This window comes from Erythrobacter sp. YT30, from assembly GCF_001542875.1.
Lineage (GTDB): Bacteria > Pseudomonadota > Alphaproteobacteria > Sphingomonadales > Sphingomonadaceae > Erythrobacter.
This window is the reverse complement of record NZ_LMAF01000002.1, coordinates 875,029-899,004: the sequence shown is the minus strand read 5'-3', so window position 1 is coordinate 899,004 and position 23,976 is coordinate 875,029. Positions and strand designations below refer to the sequence as shown.

19 protein-coding genes are annotated in these 23,976 nt (G+C 50.2%); 6 read left to right on the top strand and 13 right to left on the bottom strand.

All coding sequences use genetic code 11. The features are described from left to right. Positions 1-5 precede the first annotated feature (5 nt). Positions 6-698: a hypothetical protein gene (locus tag AUC45_RS08900; RefSeq protein ID WP_233998628.1), complete on the top strand. Its 693-nt coding sequence runs from the start codon at positions 6-8 to the stop codon at positions 696-698. A gap of 67 nt (positions 699-765) precedes the next feature. On the opposite strand, the gene rfbB is transcribed toward AUC45_RS08900, so the two are convergent. The 7 genes from rfbB to AUC45_RS08865 form a co-directional block, all read right to left on the bottom strand. Beyond that, complete coding sequence (rfbB, locus tag AUC45_RS08895) at positions 766-1,821, bottom strand: dTDP-glucose 4,6-dehydratase (RefSeq protein WP_067601251.1); 1,056 nt, start codon at positions 1,819-1,821, stop codon at positions 766-768. Between the two features lie 105 nt (positions 1,822-1,926). Continuing rightward, positions 1,927-2,940 (bottom strand): SDR family NAD(P)-dependent oxidoreductase, encoded by a 1,014-nt coding sequence (locus AUC45_RS08890; RefSeq protein ID WP_067601248.1) that lies wholly within the window; start codon positions 2,938-2,940, stop codon positions 1,927-1,929. A gap of 39 nt (positions 2,941-2,979) precedes the next feature. After that, a complete protein-coding gene (locus tag AUC45_RS08885; RefSeq protein ID WP_197409536.1) occupies positions 2,980-3,867 on the bottom strand; it encodes an exopolysaccharide biosynthesis polyprenyl glycosylphosphotransferase in 888 nt (295 codons plus the stop codon). Between the two features lie 1,473 nt (positions 3,868-5,340). Then, positions 5,341-6,417: a DUF1972 domain-containing protein gene (locus AUC45_RS08880; RefSeq protein WP_067601241.1), complete on the bottom strand. Its 1,077-nt coding sequence runs from the start codon at positions 6,415-6,417 to the stop codon at positions 5,341-5,343. 1 nt (position 6,418) lies between these two features. Next, on the bottom strand, positions 6,419-7,333 hold the full coding sequence (locus AUC45_RS08875; RefSeq protein WP_067601238.1) for a bifunctional 2-polyprenyl-6-hydroxyphenol methylase/3-demethylubiquinol 3-O-methyltransferase UbiG: 915 nt from the start codon (positions 7,331-7,333) through the stop codon (positions 6,419-6,421). A 100-nt stretch (positions 7,334-7,433) separates the two neighbouring features. After that, on the bottom strand, positions 7,434-8,633 hold the full coding sequence (locus tag AUC45_RS08870) for a glycosyltransferase (protein ID WP_197409535.1): 1,200 nt from the start codon (positions 8,631-8,633) through the stop codon (positions 7,434-7,436). 99 nt (positions 8,634-8,732) lie between these two features. Then, complete coding sequence (locus AUC45_RS08865; protein ID WP_067601233.1) at positions 8,733-9,812, bottom strand: glycosyltransferase family 4 protein; 1,080 nt, start codon at positions 9,810-9,812, stop codon at positions 8,733-8,735. A gap of 199 nt (positions 9,813-10,011) precedes the next feature. Here AUC45_RS08865 and AUC45_RS08860 point away from each other — a divergent pair, with 199 nt between their 5' ends. Then, positions 10,012-11,646, top strand: coding sequence for a NosD domain-containing protein (locus AUC45_RS08860; protein ID WP_197409534.1), 1,635 nt, complete (start codon positions 10,012-10,014; stop codon positions 11,644-11,646). 62 nt (positions 11,647-11,708) lie between these two features. Here AUC45_RS08860 and AUC45_RS08855 read toward each other — a convergent pair whose 3' ends face one another. From AUC45_RS08855 to AUC45_RS08845, 3 genes are all read right to left on the bottom strand, one after another. Then, the gene (locus tag AUC45_RS08855) at positions 11,709-12,779 is read right to left on the bottom strand and encodes an EpsG family protein (protein WP_067601227.1); all 1,071 of its coding nucleotides are present in this window, start codon (positions 12,777-12,779) and stop codon (positions 11,709-11,711) included. A gap of 94 nt (positions 12,780-12,873) precedes the next feature. Then, positions 12,874-13,776 (bottom strand): glycosyltransferase family 2 protein, encoded by a 903-nt coding sequence (locus AUC45_RS08850; protein WP_082701060.1) that lies wholly within the window; start codon positions 13,774-13,776, stop codon positions 12,874-12,876. Positions 13,777-13,782: 6 nt separating this feature from the next. Beyond that, positions 13,783-14,994, bottom strand: a complete 1,212-nt coding sequence (locus AUC45_RS08845) for a hypothetical protein (protein WP_067601224.1) — start codon at positions 14,992-14,994, stop codon at positions 13,783-13,785. Positions 14,995-15,350: 356 nt separating this feature from the next. On the opposite strand from AUC45_RS08845, the gene AUC45_RS08840 reads away from it, so the two are divergent. The 4 genes from AUC45_RS08840 (at position 15,351) to AUC45_RS08825 (ending at position 20,966) form a co-directional block, all read left to right on the top strand. Next, the gene (locus AUC45_RS08840) at positions 15,351-16,829 is read left to right on the top strand and encodes an O-antigen ligase (RefSeq protein ID WP_067601221.1); all 1,479 of its coding nucleotides are present in this window, start codon (positions 15,351-15,353) and stop codon (positions 16,827-16,829) included. Further along, positions 16,826-17,599 carry a polysaccharide biosynthesis/export family protein gene (locus AUC45_RS08835; protein WP_067601218.1) on the top strand — a complete coding sequence of 258 codons (774 nt, stop codon included), beginning with the start codon at positions 16,826-16,828 and terminating at the stop codon, positions 17,597-17,599. Before AUC45_RS08840 ends, AUC45_RS08835 begins: the two co-directional genes overlap by 4 nt. Before the next feature lie 65 nt (positions 17,600-17,664). Beyond that, positions 17,665-19,752, top strand: a complete 2,088-nt coding sequence (locus tag AUC45_RS08830; RefSeq protein WP_156423797.1) for a polysaccharide biosynthesis tyrosine autokinase — start codon at positions 17,665-17,667, stop codon at positions 19,750-19,752. A 38-nt stretch (positions 19,753-19,790) separates the two neighbouring features. Continuing rightward, entirely contained in the window at positions 19,791-20,966 is a 1,176-nt protein-coding gene (locus AUC45_RS08825; RefSeq protein ID WP_067601213.1) for a hypothetical protein, read from the top strand. An 11-nt stretch (positions 20,967-20,977) separates the two neighbouring features. Here AUC45_RS08825 and fabI read toward each other — a convergent pair whose 3' ends face one another. The 3 genes from fabI to AUC45_RS08810 are packed head-to-tail and all read right to left on the bottom strand — an operon-like array spanning position 20,978 to position 23,879. Then, positions 20,978-21,784, bottom strand: a complete 807-nt coding sequence (gene fabI / locus AUC45_RS08820; protein ID WP_067601210.1) for an enoyl-ACP reductase FabI — start codon at positions 21,782-21,784, stop codon at positions 20,978-20,980. 40 nt (positions 21,785-21,824) lie between these two features. Continuing rightward, a complete protein-coding gene (locus AUC45_RS08815; RefSeq protein WP_233998626.1) occupies positions 21,825-22,844 on the bottom strand; it encodes a YihY/virulence factor BrkB family protein in 1,020 nt (339 codons plus the stop codon). 36 nt (positions 22,845-22,880) lie between these two features. Continuing rightward, positions 22,881-23,879, bottom strand: a complete 999-nt coding sequence (locus tag AUC45_RS08810) for a DnaJ C-terminal domain-containing protein (protein WP_067601204.1) — start codon at positions 23,877-23,879, stop codon at positions 22,881-22,883. Between the last annotated feature and the right edge of the window lie 97 nt (positions 23,880-23,976).

Here is a 23,976-nt window from a genome sequence, read left to right as displayed (position 1 = left end):
ATCCAATGCTCACCCCCGCCCGCTTTTTGGCTCTAGCCACTCTGCCAGCAATCGCCTTTGCCTCCCCCGCTGCGGCGCAGGATAAGGGCGGCGATCGGATCAACATGGTAATCGCCTACAGCGAGGATGAATGCCCCGAGGCTAGCGAAGAAGGCGAGATCGTCGTTTGCGAAATCCTCGTCGAGGCAGATCGCTATCGCATCCCGCAAAACTTGCGGAACAGTGATTCTCCGCAAAACATCTCACCCGTCCGCAGTGTTGAGAAGATCCGCTACGTCGGCGCCTTTGGCACCATGTCGTGCAGCCCGACAGGCGCTGGTGGCTTCACGGGATGTACACAAAAACTGATCGATGCAGCGTATAAGGATCGCTCCGAGGGTGAGAACGTCCGCTTTGCACAACTGATTGAGCAAGAGCGTCAGGCGCGTCTTTCGACCATTGATGATGATGCAGCCGCCGAACAAAGCCGCGTTGAGCAGATCGAGCGTGAATACCTTGAGCGGCTGGAGCGTGAACGCAGCGCCCCGCTTCCCGGAGAAGTCGAAGCAAGCGGTGATGCCGCAGCTGAACCGGCTGGTGATGAGGCCCCTGTCTACCGGGCTACGTTGCCACCTCCAGGCCAGTCAGGTGCTGAGCCGCAACCTTCTTCGCAGCCTGTTGTCGGCCCTCCAGCTGAAGAGCCTGACCAGGATTATTGAGGCTGCACGAAGGCTTGGCCCAAATTAGGGATCAACGATTGTTAGGGCAATCGGACTGCGCTTAGACCTAAGCCTTGCCCGTTCCCAACCGTTTGCCGACACCCTTGCGGTCCAGAAGTGGCCTCCACCAATCTTCATTGTCTAGATACCACTGAACAGTCTTTTCCAAACCTTCCTCGACCGTCATGGACGGTCGCCAGCCTAGTTCTGTTCTGATCCGCGTCGGATCAATTGCATAGCGAGCATCGTGTCCCGGCCGATCGGTGACAAATGTGATGAGATCTGCGTAAGTTGCTCCATCCGTGCGGGGCTGCTTCTCATCGAGAATCGCACAAATCATTTCGACCAGCTGAAGGTTGGAGCATTCATTCTCGCCGCCAATGTTATAGGTCCGGCCAATCTGACCTTTTTCGATCACAGTCAAAAGCGCATCAGCGTGATCTTCGACATAGAGCCAATCGCGCACGTTTGAGCCATCGCCATAGATCGGCAATGGCTTGCCTTCGAGAGCATTGATAATCACGACGGGAATGAGCTTTTCCGGGAAGTGATAGGGTCCGTAATTGTTAGAGCAATTTGTAACCAGGATCGGCAGGTTATAGGTCTCGGCCCAGGCGCGGGCTAAATGATCCGAGCTGGCTTTTGATGCGGAATACGGGCTGCGCGGATCATACGGTGTGTCCTCGGTAAACTGGATGCCGGGATCATCGGGCAAAGATCCATACACTTCATCAGTGCTGATATGATGAAAGCGAAAGCCTTCCGGTTGGTCGTTCTCAACCCAGAATTTGCGCGCCGCCTCAAGCATTTTGAAAGTGCCAAGGATGTTGGTTTCCATGAAGTCGCCAGGCCCATCGATTGACCTGTCAACATGGCTTTCAGCTGCAAGGTGCATGACGCAATCAGGCCGATGCTGTCTGAAAATTCGATCAAGCGCCTCGCGGTCGCGAATGTCAGCATGCTCGAAAAAGTATGACGAGGAATCCGAAACCGACGCGAGGTTTTCAAGGCAAGCAGCATAGGTAAGCGCGTCGAGATTGACGACGCTGTGTCCCCGTTTGATCGCGAGCCGGACAACCGCTGAGCCGATAAAGCCTGCGCCACCTGTGACAAGAATTTTCATGAAATCGTCCCGTTGATACAGAATGCAGAACGTTGCCTGCCGTGAGTCGATGCCTTACCGTTTTGAGCGCAAAAGCAAAGGTGTCTGCACAATCAGCTCGTGCTATCACACATCGTAATAATCGCGATACCACGCGACGAATTGCTTGACGCCTTCATTGACGTCGGTTTGCGGTGCGTACCCGGTTAGCTCTTTAAGAAGTGTCGCATCTGCCCATGTAGCGGGCACATCGCCTTTCTGCATCGGCATGAAGTTCTTTACTGCCTCACGCCCGCACTCACGCTCAATCGCAGTGACAAATTCCATCAGCCGCACCTTGTCGGAATTGCCGATATTGACGACGCGCCAAGGGGCTGCAGGAGATAGCGAGTCCCATTCTGGAATATCCTCCGCGCTTTCTGGGCGCACTGGCGGAACCTCGATAAGGAGGCACAGCCCGCGGACGAGATCGGTAACATAAGTGAAGTCGCGGTACATATCGCCATTGTTGTAGATATCGATCGGCGTGCCTTCGAGCGTGCCCTTGGTAAACTTGAACAAAGCCATATCGGGACGCCCCCACGGCCCGTAAACCGTAAAAAAGCGAAACATGGTGGTCGGCAGGTTCCAAAGGTGCGCGTAAGAATGCGCCATGCTTTCATTGGCTTTTTTGGTAGCCGCATAGAATGTGAGCTGCGTGTCGCATTTCTCGCGTTCATCAAACGGCATTTCTTCATTCGCGCCATAAACTGAGCTGGTTGATGCCATCAGCAGATGATGCACGCCTAGTTCGCGTGCACACTCCATCACGTTAAACGTGCCAACCAGATTGGAATCGAGATAAGCGCGCGGGTTCTCAAGGCTGTAGCGAACGCCTGCTTGCGCGGCGAGATGGACGATCACATCTGGCTTTTCGTCCATTGCCAGCTTATGCAGCGCTTCAAAGTCCTCCAGCATACCGACATGCCCGGTGAAGTGCTGGTTCTGCTTGAGCATCTGATAGCGACGCTCTTTCAGCACCACTTCATAGTAATCGGTCATCCCGTCAAAGCCGACGACGCGGTATCCCTCCGAGAGGAGCAGGTCAGCAAGGTGGTATCCGATAAAACCGGCAGCGCCGGTGATCAAAACAGTACGCACTGGGATTCTCTTGTTTTTTGAAGGGCAAAAAAGGGCGGTCTATTTGGCGCCCGATCCCGTGAGGATAACGCGCGCAGTTTTGAGCACGATGAGAAAATCGAGCCACATCGAGATGTTCTTCACGTAATAGAAGTCATATCGCAATTTCGCGTTAACATCCTCCACATCGACAACATGGCCCTGATTGACCTGTGCCCAACCGGTGATGCCGGGGCGAACTATGTGGCGATAGGAATAAAACGGCAATTCGCTCTCATACCAGCGCGACAAAGATTCCGCTTCTGGCCGGGGACCAATCCAGCTCATCTCGCCTTTTAAGACGTTGAAAATCTGCGGCAGCTCATCAATCCGTGTGTGCCGCATAAAGCGTCCCAAGCGTGTGATCCGGGCATCATCGGCCTGCGTCATCGCATCGTTGCGTTGAGCAGTTTCTTCATCTTCAACACGACGTTCTCGCATGGTGCGAAATTTGATCATGCGGAAAGTCTCGCCGCGAAAGCCCATTCGTTCCTGAATGAAAATGGCCTTGCCAGGCGAATCAAGCTTAATTGCGAGCGCGATGATCGCAAACGGAATGAGCAGAATCGGGATCATGACCAATGAGGAAATGATATCGACTGCCCGCTTGGTCGTCATATAGGGTACATTCGGGATCAGCGATCCAAGATCATTCTCACTCAAATGGTCGATCTTGACCTGCCCGCTCTGCGTTTCGGCGATCTGGCGATAGTGATAGACCGGAATGCCGCGTAAGGCTGCTCTAGCAAAAAGCCGCTCCCACTCATCGGGGTGATCGTAATGGAGGTCAGCTATGATCGCGCCGTCGATACGGTCGGCTTCAACAAGGCTTTGCATCTCGTGCACATCGGGTGCAGGAATGAACTGTTGAGTGAGTTGGATCTCGTCCGATCTTCCACCGGGTATCACAAATTGGGCTCGCTGAGCGCCTCTGCTGATCGCGAGAAGCAGATAACTGACCAGACAGGCAGAAACGACACCGTACAAGAAAAGAGAAGCTGAGTATTCAGTTCTCAAAACTGCAATTCCCGATAGGACTGTGGCGTACGACAGAAAACTGACTGGGACGAAATAAGATAACTGCCGAGTCTTGGCGTAGATTCTAAGCCGAGACAGTGCATATGCTGACATTCCGGCGCCAATGGCCAATACATACAGGGTGTTTATCAAAAGTGGATCTTGAGGATCATTCCCCCGTATAGGAACCCACACTACAATTGGATAAAGCAGCGCTGCAAACAATTGCAAGGCCATTTGTACACTGCCTATCTGCAAAACCCTTCGCCAAAGCGTTGGCTTTTGGAAAGTATCTAATTCTCTCACGTTGATGTGCCCGTGCGCCCATATGAAACATGGCCTTCTCATTATCATCACCCTTGGGCCTTGAACACCTTAGGAGCAACAAGCCACCCTTCATAAAAGTCGTGACGTGGCCGCCGTCCCTGATGTTGAAAGCAACCATCTTTCCAAGAGACGGCACACTGATGAGCTGAATTGAGCATCACGAAGGGAATGATCGCATCCTGTCCAGTTCTAAATTATCTTCCCACACCTTTCTCTATTAGAAATGGCGCTGGCAGTCCTTATGTCCAAGTAAATACATGACTGTTTTATCGTCTTTATCGTCTGCTCATCCAATTGATATCAAAGGAGGCGTTGCCCGTCATTTCGGATAAAGATTGGATTGGAAGCGAGTCGATCCTTATTCGTGAATCTTTCTTCTCTTACCGCCTCTGAATTAAGAAAAATAACCTTCTAGTGCAAACCGCCGGACCGATGACGCATGCTTTTCAATGACACCTTCTTGGCGGTGGTAAGCGAAGTATCGGTGTGTTTGTCAACCTACCACCATTCGCTTATCACTGGCGCAGCAACATAGTTTGAACAGACGAATTGGTTTGTTTTATTAGAGATTTTAAAGGATCATGTTTTCGCAGAATAGATTTAGGCAGTCATTGACTGTGCAGCTATTTATAATCACCGCCAAATCAAATGACTCTTTGCTCGCGCGAAGAAGATGATTAGGGCCTAGTCAAATCATGGAAGAAATCGTTCTGTTTGCCTTACTTCGATCATATAATTTCGACTTGATTCGAACAGATTGAGGCTCTCAATAGTTTTGATCTCTATAAATTGTTTTGTTCCTTCGATTGACCGGTCAACCTAGCTATCGACAGCTATCTTCTTGATGGCGCCTTCTTTACAGGTGGCAAACATTCGCGATCTATGGCCGGTGATCGAATATCGGCCAGCTCTAAGCAATATTGCGCACTTTTCAGGTACGATGGATAAGATCCTGAAAAAGGAAGTGTGGATAAAATCATCGAGGCTGAATACTGAATGACTAAAGCTACGCAAAAATACAAAGCTTTCGAAATTTACTCAACTCTTTAGGATCGAAAAATACTCGCTGGCGACTGCTTTCCAAGTGTAGGCGCGCTTCGCGATCTTGACCATATCAGTCCCAACTTGTGAAGCATCTTGCGAAGTCAGGCCTTCCACAATCGTTCGGAGTTGATGGACATCTTCGAAAAAAAGAGCCCTATTTTCAGTGGTGTAGCGATTGAATTCACAATCAAATGCCAAGACTGGGATTGCATAGTGCATCATCTCTACAAGGGCTGGATTAGTTCCGCCCGCAGAGTGGCCATGCACATACATTTTCGCGCGCCTTCGTAGGGAATGCAAAGAATCTTGGTCATAGATTGGATCAAGTATCTCGATATTTGGATATTCAGAGTACCGCTTTTTGAGTTCCCGACCATACTCTGAACGGTCCCAGTTCCCTACAAACACAAGCGGCATTTCGCTCGTAGTGAATGCTTCTAGAATGAGATTGATGTTGTTTTCTGGCTCTATTCTGCAGAGGCTTAATGCGAATTCGCGGGGTAGGTATTCGAACTGAGTATCCGGCGACTTCGGAGCGTTCGTATGATCGCCGCCATATGGAATAAATTTCGCTTCGCACCGATATGCTCGGTCTAGATAGCAAGCGATGCCTTGGTTATCTGCAATCACAACATGAGAGGCCCAGACGGCTATCCTCTCCGCTAGGCGCAGATACTGTTTCGCGAGTTTGTTCCATTTTGCCCTTTTCCATTCTATCCCATCGACATTCGTTATGATCCTGATTCCTGGCACGACCCGAATAAGAGGCAGGGCGATCGCTCCTGAGACTCCCAAAAGGAGTATTCGTCGGTGGCCGCGTAGGACAGCGTCAATAAGACTGACCGCATCATAAAATATCGACTGCACCCCATTTGCATCAAGGTGAATGTATTGAAGTTTGGCTGATCGATAAGAGGGAGGGCGCGTTTCGAATGAATTGGCAGAGCAGTATACGGTTAATTCTAAACCAGTCTCGTGCTCGTCATGAAATACGACCAAATTTTCTGCGAGTGTTTCGAATCCGCCATACGCACTTGGCACGCCGACTGTGCCCAATACTGCTACTTTCATATTAACTCTTAGGGTTTTCTGCTATCATAATTTGCCCGATATACCTAAAACCGAAAAGGTGTAGAATTTTGTCGATGGGGCTTACGAGCTGGTAAGCTATCCATTTCGAACGCGTTGCAAATTTGCGCAAAGGGTCTACGAGTTTCCTGTTTTTAAACTCCCCCCCCCTGAGGCTATCTGCATCATTATTGCGAAACCTCAGCCCCACAAAATGACGAATTAGATCATACAAACTAGCCTGCTCTATCGTTGCCAGAGGCCTTAAACCATGTTTTTGGACCAATTTATCGAGCGACTTTGGCGAAAAGCGAGACAAGTGGTGTGGAGGGTAATCGAGCGGTGGCCGCCAGCTCATATCGTTATTTGGTGCTGAGATAATGAAGAGGCCGCCTGGCTTCAGTAGTGACTTGCAGTCTTTCAATACTTGTTGAAAGTCTTCGAGGTGCTCAATCACTTCGAACATTGTCACGGCATCAAATCGTCCACCTTCCGCCAGGATCTCTTGTGTGGTTTTGGTGGAAAGCCGATCCTCGAGCGAAAACCTCTCTGCACCATCAGCAATTGCTTTGCGATTGAAATCGATCCCATAAGCTTCAATCCCATGGTCTTTTAATTTGCGTACAAAAAACCCATCGAAACAACCCACGTCTAAAACGCGCAACGCATTATCGTTACAGTCCCTTAGCAATTGTAGAGCGTGTTTATGATGCCATAAAATCCTGTCATCCACGGATGGATAGACAGAAATGTCATCAAGGTAGTCCATGTCTTCTTCATAATCGGACGATTGCACTGCTTCGTGACTCTTGAAGCGCTCATAATTGCATTCGGGGCATCGAAAGTGTTGAAACCCTTTATGGTCCCCGACAATCTGCATGGTCGCCTGACAGCAGTCGCAACTCAGTTTTTTCATCATGGGATTTCCGTTTAACGTAGGCTTGCAAAGCACCGCTCGATCAGCTCGCGAGGGATTGCATTGGCGTACGCTAACCCCTCAAAAAACAATGCGCGATCATTCATCGCAATTTGCGTGCATGTGATATGACCGGCGATTCATAAAGTTCAAGGTAATCGCTAACAACCTTTTCGGCATGATATTTCTTTTCGAACATAAGGGCGCTGTTGTCGCCCATTCCTTCGCCGTCAGCTTCTCTAAACCGAGTGAATGCGGATAGTAAGTCGTGCCCTGAACGAGGTTTTACGACATAACCGTTCCATCCATCAATTACGGTATCACGACACCCAGGCATATCTGTCGTAATGATTGGCTTCTTTTGGAACAACCCTTCAATAAGCGCTCTCGGTGTACCCTCGCGATAATAAGAAGGCAAAACGATACAAGCCGCTGCTTGCATAATCAAAGAGAGATCTGTGCGAAACCCGATGTACGATATGTTTGGTCTGCTCATCGACATAATGTCGGCCTCAGAAAGGCCCAATGGGGAATTTTCGACTGTAAGACCCGCATGAAGAAACGCCGCATCATCAAATAGGTCAATGTAGCGCAAGGCAGCGAAGTAAAATTGCGAGACGCCCTTCGAATAAAGAGCCCGAGCGGGAAACAGGAAGATTCTCCTTCCGGGGTCAATTCCATGTTCAAGGGAGAGGGCATCTCGAAATCTAGCAATTTCATGGCGGTTGATGGACGGAACACTCGAGGGCGACAAACCTGAACCATTCGTAACGCGTAGCTGGTCACTAGATAAGTCCATAGCACCACCAATTTCTAGGGCATCAGTTTCATTCTGAAAATAAATGACCTCACATCTCGATGCCATCGCCGAATAAAGCATAAGGAGAGCCCTGCGCTTTAATTTTGTCTGAGGGCCAGCGTCATTTTCGAATAGGCGCCCAGCCCCTGTCACATTCGGAATAAACCTAATCTTTTTTTCTCCGCGCAGCGTTAAGTAAGCTACTACGTTGGCGCGATGCGTAAATGAGTGAACGATGTCAGGCGCAAGACTTCGGATTAAGGATCCCAAAAGACTTGCTTGGCGCAAAAGAACCGTCGGAGAAAGGCCGTCGCTTTCGAGGCCGGGTAAAATATGTACCTGAGTGCCGCGCGCCCGCATTTCTTTGATATATTGATCAGAATTTTGACCTTCACCACATACGACATGGACCAAATGCCCGCTCGCTTGCGCTGCCTCGACAAGGGGGCGCCGGAAAACTGCGGCGCTTCCGGCAGAATTTGATACTATAACTACTTTTGACACATTTCTCTTCTTTGTCGGCCGTATCCAGACTACAGATATCAAACGCTATCGTTCTCAAAGCGAGCTCGGACAAGTGACTGTTGAGTGATTTGATCAAGCTTATCTTCTCGAAGCCACGGCTGCCCTTATTGACTTTTCGAGGCGCAACGCCGACATTTCTGAAGAATAAAGCTCTTTAAACCGGTCGAATCCCCGTTCGCCCATTTTTACAGCCAGGCTTTCATCATCAAGCAGCTGATTGATTCTAAGAGCCCATTTGTCCTCGCTGTCAGCTAAGAATCCTGTTTTGCCATCTTCCACGATGTATCGATTCTCACCGACTGGACTGGCGATCACCGGTAATCCACTCCCCATATACTGGATCAATTTAAAACCACACTTACCTCGTTCATAAGGGCTGTTGGGCAAAGGCATGAGGCCAATTCGGCTGGAGGCGAGCAGATCGATTTCATCACTTGAATCCCATTTTCTTACATCTGTAAACGCCGGAGTTTCTCCTTCTAATAATGCTTCGGGAAATCCGATCAATCTGACGCGGCAATTGCGCTTACAATGCAGATTTTGGAGAATCGGAAACAGTGCCTGAATATGGGGCCCTGTCGACATCGAACCAATCCAGACTAGTTCAACCGTTTTCTTTGCAGAGAGCCCTGCCCCTTGATATCGTGACATCGGTATCGAAGTGGGTATGCGTGAGACGGCTGGGGCACCCCACTCTTTAACTTGCTGTTCTAAAAATCGACTCCCTGCGACCACATGATCTGAATTGGCCACTGATTTTGGGATTTTCCCTCTCAGTGCCCCCGTAAAAGGACCGAAATTTCGAGCGTTGTAGCTATGCCAGATCGCATCATCAAAATCGTATATCACGGCGGCTTTGTTTAATCGTAAAAGCCTTTCTGCTGTCGCGGGGAGAAACGGAAAAGCCTCCTTCTCAACAAAAATCGCATCAGCACCGCGTGCGAGCCAAACAACCGCGATAAATCGCCTGACGAAGGATTTTAAGATTTCAAAGTACGCAACCTTCCCCGTGTAACGAGCGCGCAGGTATGCGTCTGAATAAAAATGGCTTTGCGATACGACGTGACCCTGGGCACGAAGTGCATCAAAATACTGGATTGAGCGATACCTTGAACTCGCGCCTAAACCCTCGTGCCTGGTTAAAAATAATATTCTCACTTTGCTCCGACAGGTGGCCTTTTAGCTCGTTCGATTTGCATCAATGCCCGGCTTCGGTTCCAAATCATCGCAATACGCGAAACCCGCGCCGCCGAAGCCCGAAGTTCTGGGCTAGCAAACTCGTGGACTATTGCGAAGTCGAAAAACCTCTATGACAGGATGGTGATAGTGCACTTCGATGCATAGAAAAGAACGAAGAATGCAGACCAAGTTTTCACGTCGCTCAATTTTGGTTGCCGGACTCGGGGCATCAGCGGGCGCGGTCTGTGGTTTGAGATGGCAGTTGGCTGATAACGATAGGTCGCTGTCTGTTACCGGAACAGATCCAACTAGGCCCAACGCAGAACTTGTCTCCGACTCCACAGAACCGATTAATGTTTTGGATTTTGGTGCCATTGGCGACGGTGACGAACAGCGCTCTGTCGCTAATAATGCAGCAATCCAGGCTGCACTTGATACAGGCCGAGACATCTTTCTGGGAGGTACAGGGCAAAGCTTCGCGCTGGCGGCCCCATTACGTCTCAGCACCGGCCAAACTTTGTTTGGGGGCAATGCGACCCTTTTCGCAGCAAAGCGGATGTCTTGCCTGCTGCTAGGTGCAGATAACACGACAATCGAAAGCACTAATTTTGATTGTCGTAACTCTGCGCCCGCGTCTGGCGTTCCAATAGAGGCGACAGGAGCAGTTTATGGTGTCCAGCTTAAGAATGTAATCGATTGCGTCATTCGCAATTGCACATTCACGCGATACAAACGCGGGATTTCAATAACCTCGAGCGCAAGAGGCAAGGTTTGCAAGAATCATCTGATTGAGGATTGCATTGCGATTGCGGGCTTTTCATGGCCAGGGCATAGATCAGGCAATCAACAACACGGTGCCTATGTCGGTTCAGAAGCGCGTGCTGAGGCGAGATCGATTTCAGACTATGCAGAGTTTGAGAGAGATGCGGCTGACGTTAGAGACATTCGCTTCTTGAATTGGCGAGCCATTGAAGGCCAATATGGCTTGGCTCTCCACAGATGTTCAAATGTGTCGGTCTTAGGTGGCGTATTTCGTAAAATGTCGCGCGCCATATCGATCCAGCATCAATCTCGAGGCATTCTTGTCACCGACGCGCGCATTGAAAATACTGATAGCGCGGGGATCCATATGGCTCAGGGGGCTCACAAAATTACAGTCAAGGGCAATACCGTCCTCGGCACTATGGCAAATGACAATGCAGCCATCCAAGGTTACTACGGAATCCGAGACGTTGTCGTCGAGGATAACATCTTGAACAGTCGCTTTGAGGAATGGAAGGGCGGTATCCATAACGAAAAGAGAGCGCCGGGCGCTGGAATACGATTTGGCCAGCAAGCAGAAGAAATCCGCATCCAGAACAACGAGATCTCGGGCTACCGGTGGGCTATCCAGCTCAAGACGACCATTTACGAAAGCGTAATAAGACCATCAGATCCCAATTATTGGAACACGGGTATTCGGAACATCAGGGTAGAAAACAATAGTATAACGGGAGGCCAGTTTTTGGAGTCAAATCGCAGTCGACGCAGCCTTGAAAAAATCGATACCTTTGGGGTCGTTGTGGCGATCAGTGGAGAGTGGGAAGATATTGAAAAAGGCGGCTGGAATGTGAGTGGCATTGACGTCAAATCAAACACCGTCTCCGACGTCGGGACCGCGTTTGCAATTAGCCAGGTACCTATGAGGTCTTGGAAAATGAACCCAAAGCTTCGAACAAGATCGGTTGTTTTTCAAGATAATCAGGTCGAGCGCGCAATAGAAAAATGCATTACGGCAGGGGCCTCCCACTTGTGTCCCCAACACCGGAAATAGGACAGTATTTGCCCGGTTCTCAGAACGCTTAAGGTTCTTATCGCCAACTCAACTTCAATGAATTACGGTAAAGGTATTAGGCCCCATTTGCCCCCGAAGCTCATCAAGCCGTTAACCCAGCCAGAAAGATAAAAGTAAGCTCCACACAGAGAGCAAAATGCAGTAAAGTTTGGCAGATTATTTTTAAAACACGGGGCCAGTAAAATAATCGGCACTGAAAGAAATTGAAGAAGTCGACTGCTGACCGTCATTGCGTCAGCCGTAAACCAATATGCGGCAAAAGCAGCAACAACCGAATAGAAAAATAAATCAAGGTCACGCCGATTTATTTTCTTCAAACTAGGCACGGCAAGACAGAGAGCTATCACAAGAGCGGCCGAAGTCAGCCTTAGACCACCCGCTTCGGTTGACGTCTCGAGAGTAAGCAAAGCCCTTTCGTTCGAAATGCCGATAAGTTCAATTATCGAAGCCGGCGGAACCATCGATACTTCAGTCAAGGCTTGACTGGCGACAATAAATCCAATTGCCAGCCAATAACGATTTCGAAACGCCCATTGCAAAGGAAGTCCTGCCAATGAGACAGCAGCCGAGATATGGACAAATGGACCGAGAATTGCGACGGCAATTGCCAGAATCCTTTTGGAATGAATCCAGAAAAAAAGTACTGAGAATAGAAATAGTGTCGAAGCCCCAGCTCTCAGTTGAACAACGTCATGTAACATCCAAAATATTGAAACATATCCGAGTAATGAAAGTAGACTGTACCTCGTGATTTGAGCAATTAGCAAAAACTTTAAAGCGAGGCTACTCGCAGCAATGATCATAAACGAAAAGTAACTATCATAAAAAACACGCACAGCCGACAAAATAAAGTAATAAAGAGGACTATGTCCAAGAGTGTTTTTGAACTCCTCTTCCGAAAGCGGGTAAGTGAGCCGAAGGTGGACAACATAGTTCCAATCGTCTGGCGATGCGCCCCACGGTCGAAAGAGGGTTGCAAGAACCCAAAGCGCCGCGACCCCAAGGAAAATGAACCTTCGACCGCCGAGCTGGATCTTAAGAAGCTCGACTGCGACAGCAGCAAGAAGCGTTAAAATCTCGAGCGGCAGCACCACTGAATAAAGGTACGACATTCAGGCTTTGCTCCAAGTATTGCGGTGAGCAGGCGAATGGCAAACTGCGATCTTCATCGATAAGGGCGTTCAACTCGTAAGTGCGCCTCGCCGGCTATCTATTGAGCAATGAAAAAACTAGCATCCGATAGGCGGTTACTGTTTCCCAAAATTCTCGAGAGTTTCTATTGATGATAGCTTTCAGAGTTCTCGAACCTGGTTCGATGATTAAAGTGCTTGCTAAAACCAGTGCCATTGACCAAGGCCCGAAGTGCTTTCGACAATAATTCAGTCGGCTTCGAAGCGAGTAGAAGAGACGTCTCGCTTTTATATGTTCGGAAGAACCGCCTCCAAAGTGCACTGCTTGCGCGTTCGCTAAGTAAAAGCTCTTCAGGCCCAATTCATTTGCTCTCTTGCTCAAGTCTACTTCTTCATAGTAAACAAAAAATCTTTCATCAAAACCTAAAAGGCTTTGAAATAAACTTCTTCGGATAAAAAAGTAAGCACCCATGACTTGATCAACTTCACGCGATTCAATGTGATTCCAGTCTACCATTCTTATCCCTAATGATGGGAATATTTTCTCGAAACCAGTTGATCGAAAAACGAGCCCAAGAGCAGATGGAAAGCGAGAGCAGCTTCTTGTCAGGTTCTGATTGTGATCAATTAATTGCACCCCTGAGATGCCGACGTGAGAATTTTCATCTTGTTCCATGAATTCATGGGTCGTCCTAAGCGTGTCAGGTAAAAGCCTTGCGTCAGGGTTCAAAAATAGGATGTATTTCGAGTTGCCCTCGTTCGCGCCAACATTGCAGCCCTTGCCAAAGCCCAAGTTTTGCCCAGCGTGAATAAGCTTTGTGCGCGGCCGGCATTCAGCGCTTTTAAATGAACCATCAGTGGAGGCATTATCCACGACCGTGACTGATGCAACTAGACCATCCGAGTATTGCTCAATTGACTGCAGGCAATCATTTAAAAATGGACCGGAATTCCAATTGACGATGACTATGTCGATCATAGAAATTTATGCTCGTGGCTTTCGATTTTCATCTATTGCCCACACGCCCGAAAAATAGACAAGAGCAGCCGAGCAGAGCGAGATTGCGATTGCTGTTGAGGGGGCAAAAAGGCCGAGCCCAAGCATCGTTAACGCTGTTATTACAAAAGCAATCAACGCGCAGGCCATCACACCAATCATGGAAATCAGTCGTTCGGACATCTCCAGAGGCTTATGCGCGAGTGACATTGCTTGCAACATGTAGCATGCCAGCAAAACCGCTCCCAGTGACGTTAATCCACCAGCGAGTGGCGCGGGGAAGGGTTCGAAAATGTATGCGCCTCCCAACAAAAATAGGCCTCCCGCAGCTCCTGCCGCAGCATACACACCCAGACCAAAGAGATTCTTTCTTCGTGCTGTGGCGTAATTACCGTCATCATATGCTTTCGACATCGCCGGGAACATCCACATAGCGACTGCTATGTTTAAAATGCTGAAGACCCGATAATACATATCGAGATTGGCCGAAATTGCGCCAAGCTCCGTTTCGCTCACATGGACAGACACAAATGATTTGCTCAAGGCCATAGGGAGCCCTGCCAGCATGAGCCAAATTGCGGAGAGGTATCCGAACCGCACTTTTCCTTTGATCCAACCCCACCGAGGCATGCTGGGTTTAAGTCGCTTTGGCTGGACAAGAAGGGGAAAAACGAACGAGAGACCGAATGCGGTGATCGCCATAATTATGGTTACTTCAGAGTAGAATTGGGCGAACCCAACTATAAGGCAAAATAGAAGCAAAACCCGCAACGCTTCGAGAATAGCAAGAGTCCGAATCGAATTTTCGATCTGCAGCCGGACGGTCATAGCAGTGTATAGAATAGCGGCTGCTACAAAGATCCCACTTTGCAGAGCGATGTCCAACTTAGATCCAATAAATGCTCCGGCTAAAAATCCAGCCACCGATCCACATCCAGCGGCAATGAATGCAAAGCCGTTAAAGTTGCTCAATCCCTCCCAGTCCGAAGATAAGAAGCGGTACATAGGCTGTGTCACGATCGCACCGAAAACTGTGATCGAAAGAAGAGCAAAACTCAGGAAAAGTGAAAACTGACCAAAGCCTGCCGCCCCCATAAAGCTGTGCAAAACTGGGATCAGGGCAATGTTGGCGAGTCCTGGAATGACTTTGATGGCCGCAAATTGGGATATCCGGATTAAGGGGTGCGTTAAGTCTTTCATTCACACTCGTTTGCCAGTTTTGGAAAGCGCGCTGAACGACGCATCGGGCTCGCTTTTTACAGTATTACTGTCGTCAGAGCTTTTGGTGATATGTCGTAGGCTGTATCGACCCACTGTCTTTGTTGCGCTCGTTTTGACTGGAACTCACTGGCGGTTTTGAGTGCGCGCATGCTCAGTAAAATTCCTGTCCAAATTTGTCGTTGCTACATAGACATGAATGAAGTTGCTGTTAAGCCAGCAGGGCGGCAAATGCGGCGAATAAAACCTATCTTCCTTTGGATCAAATTTTTCGAGGCCCCTCAATGTCTTGCTGATGATCCAGAAGCGAGATCGATTTAAGCAAGGGTGCATGCTCGGTGAGAAGCAAAAAGCGCAACCAAGGTTCGTTTGAAACTACTGAAAAACAATTAAAAAGAGGAGATACAGTTGCGTTGGTTGCGATTGCTGTATTTGCCTTGGTTGTTGCATTTTTGGGCGGCGCTTCTCGCTCTGACGCGGTTCAGATTGTTGCGCTACGACCGCTATCTGCGCTTTTCTTGATCCCACCTTTAGTCTTTTTTGGCGTCCAAAAATGGCATCACGCGCGCGTGCCTATCCTTCTATTCGCTGGGTTGGTAACTTTAATGGCCGTGCAACTCATCCCGCTGCCTCCTTCACTTTGGCAAACTTTGCCGGCACGAGATACAATCGCTGACCTGGATGCATTGATTGGGCAGCAAGCTCTTTGGCGACCCGTTTCTATGGTGCCATCACGAACTCTAGGAGCACTGGCAAGCTTGATAGTTCCGGGTGCCGCCATGCTAATTCTACTCACACGACGAGTGTCGTTACGAAACCTATATATCGTTATCGTAGCCATCGGCGTGGTTGATGCAGGATTTGGCATCGCGCAAATCATCACCGGCACTCAGAGTCCATTCTACCTTTACAGTGTTACAAATCGCGGCGCACCGGTGGGGCTCTTTGCCAACCAGAACCATTCTGCAGTATTTTCCTGTCTTGTCTTGCTCATTTGCGCGAGATTGATACTTGAGCCCACATATCGACGGGAATTGCCGTGGCTCCCTGGTGTTGGAGTTGCCACTCTTCTGCTATTGCTCGTTGCTATAATTATTAGTGGCTCCCGCTCCGGTTTGGCCGCTGGTCTTGGTGCTCTCGCTGCATGCGTCGTGATGAGCTACGCCGCGTTTTCCAAAGCGGCCAAATCTGCGAAGCAAAAGTCCAAAGCGAAGCAGACAAAGCGTGGCAGTAAATTAGGAACTTTCGCATCCGACCCCCGAAAACTTCTGGTGGCACTTGTTGTCGCGATAATCGTTCTTGTGGCTCTGTTTGTACTAAATGGGCGAGCGGAGATCATAGAGAGTGTCTTGAGCCAAAACGCCCTAGAGGATATTCGGTGGAAGATCTGGCCAGTCCTCGCACAAATGCTTTCAGCTCACTGGTTGGTGGGCTCGGGGTTTGGATCGTTCGAAGAAGTTTATCACATATATGAGCCTAGATCATTACTCCTTCCTTCATATCTAAATCAGGCTCATAATGATTGGGCTCAATTTGCAATTGAGGGTGGGCTTGCCGCTGTAAGCATGCTCGTCATATTCATTGCTTGGGTGGCGCGATCTATAATCTCAATTGCTGGTGCGATGGATCGCCCGGTGGTCACAATCGTATTCTGGCTATCGGTATTCGGGATCATCGCGGTTGCTTCTATTGTAGATTATCCGCTTCGCGCGCCCTTGTTTCAGGTCATCGGTGTATGGCTCGTTCTTTCCCTTGCAATTGAACGTGCCAATGGCGCTGATGTGACACAGCGTCCGAGTTTTTTGGAAAACGATTGATTGACGCTTGGATTCAATTGATCGCGATGCCATTGGAACGAGAAATGTCAAAGATACTCCTTAACACGCGCGCGGTCTTTGCGCTGGCAGCTTTACCATGTTTTGCGGCTTTGTCCTCTTGTGCAACAGACCGAACGATTGGTTCGGCACCTGAGATCGAGTTAACCAAATTAGAAGCGCTGCCAGAGCCTCGAAATGAGATTTTCTATACCATTGGCCCGCAAGAGGTATTGGAAATTGAGGTCGTGGGGGCCGAAAACCTCTCTGGCGAATTTCTTACCAATGAGAATGGAGAAATTGGCTTCCCCCTATTGGGAATAATCGACTTGAGTGAAAAATCTCCAAGTGATGCAGCTGATCTGATCGCTGATGGATTGCGTGGGCGCTATATCATCGAGCCGCAAGTGAGAGTAATTCCCAGCGAGTTTCCGTCACCTTCGATTTCGGTAGGAGGGCAAGTGAGGAAACCTGGATCTTATTCGGCGATTGGTCGCCCGACCTTACTTCGTGTGGTCAATCAGGCTGAAGGCCTTGCTGAATACGCCAAACTTGATGACGTATTGGTGATGCGGACAGTGGCTGGCCAAAAGTACATCGGTGTCTACAATCTAGGGGCAATTCAGCGCGGAAACTATGACGACCCGCTATTGTATCCAAATGACATTGTTATGGTGGGGGATTCACCAGGTGCGAGAAGATTGGATAACATTTTGCAGTTTGCACCAATTCTCAGCTCTGCCGTTATTTTGTTAGATAGGGTCGGACGTTGAATTCTGAGGCAAATCCCCGTTCATTCGAAAATCACTCTGGCGTCGAGACCGGGACTGAAGTCAAAATGGATGAAGACCGGAGTTCATTCGTACTGGACCTTGATCGATATTTTACCGAAGCTAAAATACTAAAGTTCTGGCTCGGCGGGATAGTCATAGTCTGCATTCTCGTTGCTCTGATTGCTACGCTACTCGCCACACCTCAGTTTCGATCGAGCGCAAGGATCGAGGTGTCACAAGTTGCGGCAAATGTGACGGCGCTTGATCCGCTTGAAACGCAAAATCAGGTCTCTGAACTTCAATACCTGAATACCCAATATGAGCTTTTGGAATCCCGGTTTATGGCGTCACGGGTCTTGGAAGCTGGCAATCTCTCTCGAGATGAAGAATTTCTTGAGGTGTTCGCTCTCGACGAAAGCGACGAGCCATTAACAGTGTTTGCTTTGGAAGGGCTATTGCTCGAGCAGCTTAGTGTCGAACCAATAACACAATCCAGCCTGATCGATGTCGCTTTTTCGAGCCCTTCTCCGGGCCTTTCGGCCCGCATAGCCGATTTGTGGGCCGAAGAGTTTATCGCGGCAAATTACGAAAAGAGATTTGGTACAAACATTGAGGCGCGAGAGTTTTTACGCGATCAAATTGAAGAGTTGCGAGAGACACTCTCGCGAAGTGAACAGGAATTGGTCGACTATGCAAATGCGAATGAAATTCTTGTTTTAGAATCTCAAGCTTCAGCTGAAGGATCTGGTACAGCTACGCAAACTCTTCAGGCTGCAGATCTGAATGCAATCAACAGAGCGCTTGCGAAAGCGAAAACAGACAGGGTGGAGGCTCAGGCAGCAGTTGCCGCCGGAAATGTGTCAAATAGCACAGCCGACAACCGGGTGGTAACGCAATTGGCAATAGCCGAAGCTGAGTTGTCCGTGCTGGAGGAAACGTTCGGGCCAGACTATCCAGAGGTGCAACAAAAACAATCGGAGGTAAACTCTCTCAGATCGTCACGCTCTGCAGAAGCGAGGGCAGCCCTTCGTTCCGCTGAGATGCGCGAAAAAAACTTGGCAGCACAATTAGAGGACGCGAAGCGATCATTTCTCGTGCAACAGAATCAGGGTATCCAATATGGGATATTGAAACGAGAAGTTGATACTAATCGTGAGCTTTACGAAGCTTTGTTGCAGCGATTGAAAGAGCTTGAAGCGTCTGGTGCAGGGCAGAATAATATTACATTGATCGATCAAGCTGAGATTCCAGCCTTGCCATATTCGCCATCGTTATTGCGGAACCTCCTGGCAGGGATTGTCTTCGGTATTCTTTTGGCATCAGCACTTGTTTATCTACGTGTCACGCTCAGCCAAGCGATTCGAACTGCTCAGGACGCAACTAGTAAACTCGGAGTGCCTGTTCTTGGTGGAATACCAATGGCGCAATTTGATCGTCTCGCAGACACACTGAACCAGCGATCGTCAGAAATTAGTGAAGCGTATAGATCACTCCGCACCAACCTTGTTTTCCTTACGCCTCAAGGTGCTCCACAGGTTATTTTGCTCACATCCACTGTGCCGGCGGAAGGCAAAAGTATGTCTGCAACAGCACTGGCAACAAGTTTTGCGCAACTCGGTAAGCGCACTTTGTTGATCGACGCTGACTTGCGCAACTCGAAGCTCGTGAAGACTCTCGAATTGGGGAACCACACGAGCGGTGGCCTGGCAGCACTCCTGACCAATCCCGCATCCAAATTGTCCGATGAAGTTATACCGATAGTCGATTTGGGCTTTGACTATATTCCGATCGGCCATCGACCGCCGAATCCGGCCGATTTGTTGTCCAAACCTCGGCTCTCTGAACTCGTGGACAGTGTTCGGGGCGAATACGATCAAATCGTGATCGACTGCGCACCTTTGCTGTCGCTAGCTGATGCTGTGGAAACCGCTCGTGCCGCGGACGGCATTGTGTACGTTGTGGAAGCCGATCGCATTAAGGCAAGAATCATCGAAACGTCTATGAATAGGCTCAAGCGGTCTGGTACTCCAATTTATGGAGTAGTTCTTACTAAGCTCGATGAACGGAGCGCGGAGTATGGCTATGGCTATGGGTATGGGTATGGTTACGGGACCACACCTGAAGACGACGCCCCAGAGATGGCAACATCGTGAGTGTAATCTAGGCTTTGCAGGTTTTGATCGGGCGAAATTTGAAAAACACATCTACATTTTCAAAGATTTTCCAAGCGGTAGCCTGTGTTGCCTTAGGGCTCGGCTTGGCAGTGCAAGCTTATAGCAGCATTGCCACGCGGAAAGCGCCTGAACAGTCCGTTGCTCTTTTCCCGATGAATGGACTCGCAGATGAGCAACGGGCATTCCGTATCTTTCAGTCCGAGGCAGCGAAGGGACGAGGATTGAGAGAGGCAGCACGGGAATCCAGAAACCTAGCTTTGATAGCCCAGGCAAAAGAGCCATTAACCCCGAAGGCCTATGCAATTTTGGCTGCCGCGCAATCTGATCGCGAGATCCGAAATTCAATTCTCGCCCGAGCGAACCGTCTGAATCGCCGTGACTTGGCGTTGCAGGGATTCGTGTTGGAGAAACACTTGGATGATCAAGCTTACGACAGTGTTTTGGGAACCCTTGATGAGATGTTTCGGGTCAATCCTGACCGTGATACTGAATTTTTTCCAATTCTTGGTGAAGCTCTGGCAATTGATGAGGCTCTCGATGCTTTTCCATCGATCCTTAATGGGGACGCAGAGTGGCATGACCGGTTCCTTAGCTTTGCAGTCAGGGTGCCTGAGCTTCGTTCTAATCTGGCTAAGATAAGAAACGAGATTCCAATTGAGAATGATGAAGCAGACCGCATTCTAATTGCGGGACTGGCGGCGCAAGGTGAGTTGTCTACGGCAAGAGCTTTATACGCGAATCTCAAATCCACATCCGGACCCATTGGAGCGGACGGAAAGTTAGACTGGGCTTCGGACTTTATTCCGTTCGAGTGGCGGTTCGCAGATGATAGGGACTTTCGCTCGCAGGCGAGCCAAGATGGTGAGTTTCTCGAGGTCTTCGTAAGGTCTGGTCAGGGTGGAGTTGTGGCGGAGCGGGTCATAACTTTACCATCTAGTTCATTTACGATTCGGACAAACGTTCAATCTCGTGGAAGCCCTAGATCTGAGAGCTTACGCTTGCTTCTGAAATGTGGTGTGAACGATGCTCCATTGTTTGATAAAGCGTTGAAAACCGGTGGAAATATTTTCCGACTGGAAGCCGCTCCAGATGCTTGCAGCCCAGCCTTGTTACAGATACGCGCACGCTCTCTAAGAGGTGAGCCGACACTTCGGCTGGAACTCTCCCGCATCGAAGTAAAGCGGGACAAGTAGCTGAGAGCATACTAAACCAGCCCAATGTCAGGCGCATCCGCCTGTTTCATGCCTACTGTGTGATACCCTGCATCGACATGGTGAATTTCGCCTGTCACGCCTGATGATAGGTCTGACAGGAAATACAGGCCCGATCCGCCGACATCGTCCAGTGTTACTGTCCGGCGCAGAGGGGTGTTGAGTTCGTTCCATTTGAGGATGTAGCGGAAATCCCCGATGCCGCTCGCGGCCAGTGTCTTTACCGGCCCCGCGCTGATCGCGTTCACTCGAATGCCTGCTGGCCCCAGATCATTGGCGAGATAGCGAACGCTGGTTTCCAGCGCGGCCTTGGCTACACCCATCACGTTGTAGTGCGGCATTACCTTTTCTGCGCCATAATAGGTGAGCGTAAGGATGCTTCCACCCGTCTCCGGCATCATTTCCGCCGCACGTTTTGTCACCGCCACGAGCGAATAAGCCGAGATATTCATCGTCATCAGGAAGTTGTCGAGGCTGGTGTCTACATACTTGCCGCGCAATTCCGACTTGTCCGAAAATCCGATTGCGTGAACGACGAAGTCGAGTGTGTCCCACCGCTCCTTGAGAGTGGCAAATGCCGCATCAAGCGAGCTCATATCGCTAACATCGCACTCGAAGGTGAAATCGCTGCCCAATTGTTCTGCAAGCGGCTTCACGCGTTTAGCCAGAGCATCTCCTTGATACGAAAATGCCAGCTCTGCCCCGTGTTCTGCGAGCTGCTTGGCAATGCCCCATGCCAGAGACTTGTCGTTGGCAAGCCCCATGATGAGGCCGCGTTTGCCTGCCATCAGTTTGGTCATGGCGTCGTATCTCCTTTGTCCGTCCGCCTTGCGGTGAGCGCTAGGCTGTGTCCGGGTCTTCCATGTTCTCAGGCTCTGCAAGAGCCGCATTCAATTCAGCGCCGATAACGAGACCCAGCCCGACAAGCCAGAAAAACAAGAGCGCGATGATGATACCTGCAAGACTGCCATAGGTCAGGCTGTAAGTGAAAAACCCGCTCAAAATTTGAGGCAAAGCGGTCGTGACGCCAACCCACCATAAGGCAGTGAAGAGCGCCCCGGGCCATTTGGGATATGCTTTCCTGCGATATTGCGACGGCGTCAGCGTGTAAAAGAGAAGGTAGAGCGATCCGAACAGGCCAAATGCGGGGACGATGCGCGAGATTTGCAGCGTGCCGATGAGCTCGCCTAATTGGGGCATGGCGGTCGCGATGAATTCTTGCGCGGTGCTCAGCACGACTTGAGCAAAGAACGACAACAGCATCAATAGCACTGCACCAATAATAAGACCTGCAGATGCGAGGCGGTACTTCCAGAACGCTTGTTCCGCCTTGGTGCCATAGGCTCTGCGCAGCACGTCGCGTATGGTTTCGATCAGGCTTGAGACAGACCACAATGCGGCAGCTGCGCCGAACCACAACACCCACCCGCTGCGCGCATCAATCACATCATTGGCTACTGGTCCGATTACTCCGCGCACCGTGGGCGGCATCGCCATGAGCACAGTTTCGATCACCATCGCGCGCTCCTGCACTTCGCCGATCAATTGGAACAGCGCGCCGGCAAAGATAAAGAACGGGAATATCGCAAGCATCGCCAGATAGGCGAGGTTGCCCGCATGGATAAAGCCGTCCTGATAAGTGCCAACAACGGTTCGGCGCACGACTTCAAAAGGGCGCGTTCCAGGGCCAATCCAACGCAAGATTGATTGAAGACCGCCAGTATCAGTGGTTTGGTTCTGCCCTTCAAGCAGCCCTAAAGCTGCCATGTCCCTGCGCCGAGCCCGCGCCCGCATCCGCCGCGCCTCTGGAGAGAGCGAGCGGGAATGCAATTCCATTGCAGCTTCTTGGTGTGCTGCCATTCGGCGAGGCTCCCCCTTAGCATCGGGAGTGAACTGTTACTGTTCGAGTGTTTCCCGCGGTTTGGCAGGATCAGACCAATCGCCCAACAATTTTTCAAGCCCTTCAAGGTCTTCAGGAAGCTGGATTTCCAGAGTTACGAGCTGATCCCCGCGGCTATCGGCGGCTTTCTTGCTCCAGCCTTTGCCCCCAAGACGCAATACTGTGCCGCCATTGGTGCCCGGCTTGATCGTCAGCATAACGGGGCCATCAACCGTCGGGCATTTCACTTTCGCTCCGCGCACCGCTTCATCAAGAGTGATTGGCAGATCCATGCGAATATGATCGCCATCGCGCCGGTAAAAAGAATGGGGCGCAATGTTGATCTCAACAATGCCATCGCCGCTGCCGCCGGGCCCGCTGTGCCCCTTATTCTTGAGGCGCATCTGCGTGCCTTCTTCAAGCGCGCGCGGCAGTTTCAGATTGATCGCCTTGCCATCGGCGAGCGTAATGCGTTGATCGCGCAGAGTGGCGGCATCTTCGAACGGGACCGAAAGCTTGTAATGAATATCCGCGCCCTTTTTGGGCGGTGGGGGGGGTGTCCGTTGGCCAAATCCGCGTCGGCTGCCGGGAGGTGGTGATTTTGTGCGGCCCCGCCCGCCCCCAAACAATCCTTCAAACAGATCGCCAAGGTCCATGTCATCGGGGTGCTGGCCGCCGAACTCGCTGTCACGAAATCCACCGCGCGAACCACCAAAACCGCCTCCGCCAAAGCCGCCGCCAGCGTAACCGCCGCGTCCTGCGCCTGCCCCCATTCCGGCAAAGGGATTGAGCGGATTGCCATCGATGTCGATTTCACCGCGATCAAATTGAGCGCGCTTGTCCTTGTCGCTTAAGAGATCATAGGCCTTTGTCGCGTCCGAAAAGCGCTCAGCTGCTTTCGGACTATCCTTGTTCCGATCCGGATGGAGTTCTTTTGCAAGCTTGCGATACGCGCTCTTGATCTCCTTTTCGGAGGCATTGCGGGCAAGCCCTAGGATTCGGTATGGATCGGCCATGATGTGTGTTAGCTAGGTGAGACGGTTAACCTGTGCAAGGGGCGTGTTCGAATGCCCCGCATTGGCACGAAAGCGGCCTTAAGCTTTTACGGTAAGG